The organism is Melaminivora alkalimesophila (genome assembly GCF_000282995.1).
Lineage (GTDB): Bacteria > Pseudomonadota > Gammaproteobacteria > Burkholderiales > Burkholderiaceae_C > Melaminivora > Melaminivora alkalimesophila.
This window is the reverse complement of the sequence record NZ_ALEE01000801.1, coordinates 1-4330: the sequence shown is the minus strand read 5'-3', so window position 1 is coordinate 4330 and position 4330 is coordinate 1. Positions and strand designations below refer to the sequence as shown.

Sequence of the window (4330 nt, the reverse complement as noted above, 5' to 3'; positions counted from 1 at the left end):
GGGGGGGGGGGGAGCGGCTGGCTGGCGCTGCTGCCCGCGGCATGCGATGGCGCACACAGGGTCTCTCCCTCGGCCAGGCTGACGAACGCCTTGCCGCCGCGGTTGCGCCCCGTCATGTGCTCGACCGACGAGAGGAAGCCGTAGCCGCCCGAGCCCGCCAGCACCAGCGTCGCCTCGGGCGGGCCGGCGAAGTAGTGCACGGGCTGTGTGCCCGGCTCCAGCTCGATCAGCGTCGTGATCGGCTGGCCATCGCCGCGCCCGCCGGGCAGCTGCGCCACGGCGACCGAATACACCCGCCCGTTGCTGCCGAAGACCAGCAGCGTGTCCACCGTCCGGCACTCGAAGGTGCCGTACAGGGCGTCGCCGGCCTTGAAGGACAGGCTCGCCAGCTCATGCCCATGGCCCTGCCGGGCGCGCACCCAGCCCTTCTCCGAGACGATGACGGTGACCGGCTCGTCCGGCACGCGCACCTCGGCCACGGCCCGCTTCTCGGCCTGGATCAGCGTGCGGCGCTCGTCGGCGAACTGCCGGGCGTCGGCTTCGATCTCGCGCACCATCAGACGGCGCAGCGACGCGGGATTGGCGAGGATGTCCTCGAGCTTGCCCTGCTCCTCGCGCAGCGCCTGGAGCTCCTGCTCGATCTTGATGGCTTCGAGCCGCGCCAGCTGGCGCAGGCGGATCTCCAGGATGTCTTCCGCCTGCCGGTCCGACAGGTTGAAGCGCCCGATCAGGGCCGCCTTGGGCTCGTCGGACTCGCGGATGATGGCGATCACCTCGTCGATGTTCAGCAGCACGACCTGCCGGCCTTCCAGGATGTGGATGCGCTCCAGCACCTTCGTGAGGCGGTGCTGGCTGCGCCGCGCAATCGTCTGCTGGCGAAAGGCAATCCATTCCTCAAGCATCTGCCGCAGCGATTTCTGCACCGGGCGGCCGTCCAGGCCCACCATGGTCAGGTTGACGGGCGCGGAGGTCTCCAGGCTGGTGTGCGCGAGCAGCGCCGTGGTCAGCTGTTCCTTGGCGACCTTCGAGGTCTTGGGCTCGATCACCAGCCGCACCGGCGCGTCCTTGCTGGACTCGTCGCGCACGCCATCGAGCAGCGCCAGCATGCTCGCCTTGAGCTGCACCTGCTCGGGGCTGAGTGCCTTCTTGCCGGTCTTGATCTTCGGGTTGGTGAGTTCCTCGATTTCTTCGAGCACCTTCTGCGCCGAGACGTTGGGCGGCAGTTCGGTCACCACCAGTTGCCACTGGCCGCGCGCCAGTTCCTCGATCTTCCAGCGCGCGCGCACCTTCAGCGAGCCGCGCCCACTCCTGTAGGCGGCCTGGATATCCTCGGCGGCGCTGATGATCTGGCCGCCGCCTGGGTAGTCCGGCCCGGGGATCAGGGCGAACAGCGCCTCGTCGGCCAGCTTCGGGTTCTTGACCAGCGCCACGCAGGCATCCGCCACCTCGCGCAGGTTGTGGCTCGGGATCTCGGTCGCCAGCCCGACGGCGATGCCGCTCGCGCCGTTGAGCAGCGCAAACGGCAGCCGTGCCGGCAGCTGGCGCGGCTCCAGCGTCGAGCCGTCGTAGTTGGGCACGAAATCCACCGTACCCATGCCGATCTCGTCGAGCAACAGACTCGTGATGCGCGACAGGCGCGCTTCCGTGTAGCGCATGGCGGCCGCGCCGTCGCCATCGCGGCTGCCGAAGTTGCCCTGCCCATCGATCAGCGGATAGCGCTGCGAGAAATCCTGCGCCAGGCGCACCAGCGCGTCGTAGGCCGACTGGTCACCGTGCGGATGGAAACGCCCCAGCACATCGCCCACCACGCGCGCGCTCTTGACCGGCCGGGCGGCGGTGTTGCGGTTCGGGCCGCTCCAGCCCAGGCCCATCTCGCCCATGGCGTACAGGATGCGCCGCTGCACCGGCTTCATGCCGTCGCACACATCGGGCAGCGCCCGGCCCTTGACGACCGAGAGGGCGTATTCCAGGTAGGCGCGCTGGGCGTAGCTGGCAAGGGAGTCCTCCGCCGGCGATGCAGCGGTCAGATCGATCGTAGACGGGTCGTTCATGCTTCAGGAACCAGAAGCCGCCAGCGCTTGCCGAGCAAGCGCCAGCAGCCGGGACATTCAATCAAGGGATGAAAAGGCCGGGCGGGGTTCAGATGTCCACTTCCACCGCGTCGCCGTGCAGTTCCATCAACGCGCGGCGCGACGCGGCTTCGCCCTTGCCCATCAGGCGCGCCATCAGCGCCGCCGTGGCCTCGTAGCCCGCAGCGCCCAGCTGCACCGGCATCAGCCGGCGCGTGTCCGGGTTCAGCGTGGTCTCCCACAGCTGCTCGGCGTTCATCTCGCCCAGGCCCTTGAAACGGCTGATCTGGCAACGCTCGCGCGCCACGCCCTCCTTGGCGGCCTTGTCGAGGATGGCGGACAGCTCCGCCTCGTCCAGCGCATACAGCTTGGCGGTCGGCTTCCTGCCGCGCGCCGGGACGTCCACGCGGTACAGGGGCGGTCGCGCCACGTAGACGTGGCCGGCCTCGATCAGCTTCGGAAAATGCCGGAAGAACAGCGTCAGCAGCAGCACCTGGATGTGCGAGCCATCCACGTCGGCGTCCGACAGGATGCAGATCTTGCCGTAGCGCAGGCCCGACAGATCCGGCGCGTCGTTCGGCCCGTGCGGGTCGACGCCGATGGCGACCGCGATGTCGTGCACCTCGGTGTTGGCAAACAACCGGTCGCGCTCCACTTCCCAGGTGTTGAGCACCTTGCCGCGCAGCGGCAGGATGGCCTGCGTCTCCTTGTCGCGGCCCATCTTGGCGCTGCCGCCGGCACTGTCGCCCTCGACCAGGAAGACCTCGTTGTATGCCGTGTCGCGGCTCTCGCAATCGGTGAGCTTGCCGGGCAGCACGGCCACGCCCGAGCCCTTTTTCTTCTCGACCTTCTGGCCGGCCCGTTGCCGGGTCTGCGCCGCCTTGATGGCCAGTTCCGCCAGCTTCCTGCCGTAGTCCACATGCTGGTGCAGCCACAGCTCGAGCGCCGGGCGCACGAAGCTCGACACCAGCCGCACCGCGTCGCGCGAATTGAGCCGCTCCTTGATCTGGCCCTGGAACTGCGGATCCAGCACCTTGGCCGAGAGCACATAGCTGGCGCGCGCGAACACGTCCTCGGGCATCAGCTTCACGCCCTTGGGCAGGAGCCCGTGCAGCTCGATGAAGCCCTTCACCGCCTGGAACAGCCCGTCGCGCAGGCCGCTCTCGTGCGTGCCACCTGCGCTCGTCGGGATCAGGTTGACGTAGCTCTCGCGCACCGGCGCGCCTTCTTCGGTGAAGGCCACGGCCCAGGCCGCGCCCTCGCCCTCGGCGAAACTGTCGTGGCCGGCGTCGGCAAAGCCCTCGCCCTCGAACAGCGGGATGACCGGGTCGGCCGGCAGGGTCTGCACGAGGTAGTCGCGCAGCCCGCCCTTGTACTGCCAGGTCTGGGTCTCGCGCGTTTTCTCATTGAACAGCGTCACCGCCACGCCCGGCATCAGCACCGCCTTGCTGCGCAGCAGGTGCGCCAGCTCCGCCGCCGGCAGGTGCGTGGACTCGAAATACCTCGCATCCGGCCAAGCGCGCACGGTGGTGCCCTGCTTGCGCTCGCCCGGCTGCAGCGGCCGGGCCACGAGCGGCTCCACCACGTCGCCGCCGGCAAACACCAAGCGCGCCACCTGGCCCTCGCGGCGGGTCGCCACCTCCATGCGCGTGGACAGCGCGTTCGTCACCGACACGCCCACGCCGTGCAGGCCGCCGGAGAAGTTGTAGGCGCCGCCCTTGCCCTTGTCGAACTTGCCGCCGGCGTGCAGCCGCGTGAAGACCAGCTCCACCACCGGCGCGTGCTCCTCCGGGTGCAGGCCGAAGGGAATGCCGCGTCCATCGTCCTCGACGCTGACCGAGCCGTCGGCGTGCAGCGTCACGCGGATCTTCTTGCCGAAGCCCGCGAGCGCCTCGTCGGCGGCGTTGTCCAGCACCTCCTGGATGATGTGCAGCGGGTTGTCGGTGCGGGTGTACATGCCCGGGCGCTGCTTGACGGGCTCCAGGCCCTTGAGCACCCGGATCGAGCCCTCGGCATAGTCGTTGGCGTTGTTGCGAGAAGTGGTTCTGGTGGCCATGGCGGCGGATTGTAGGACCTGGGTTTGTGTACAGTATTGTCGGGCTTTCTGGCTGCCCCAGCGGGTCTCATGGGTTTTGGTTACATTGCCGCCCATGCATTCCGCCCGCACGATGTCGCGCCCGCGGCCCCTCCCCGGGATTGCGGCCCGCGACGCGGCCCGTGGCGCCCCGCCCATGGACAGCGTCCACGGCTTCGGCCTGCGG

The 4330-nt window shown here is 69.2% G+C and carries 2 protein-coding genes; both read right to left on the bottom strand.

The annotated features are described in order from the left end of the window. Positions 1-2051, bottom strand: a 2051-nt coding sequence (parC, locus tag A612_RS15470; RefSeq protein ID WP_019375345.1) for a DNA topoisomerase IV subunit A, incomplete at its 3' end; no start/stop codon positions are given. Positions 2052-2139: 88 nt separating this feature from the next. Beyond that, complete coding sequence (locus A612_RS15465; RefSeq protein WP_019375344.1) at positions 2140-4125, bottom strand: DNA topoisomerase IV subunit B; 1986 nt, start codon at positions 4123-4125, stop codon at positions 2140-2142. Positions 4126-4330: the final 205 nt, after the last annotated feature.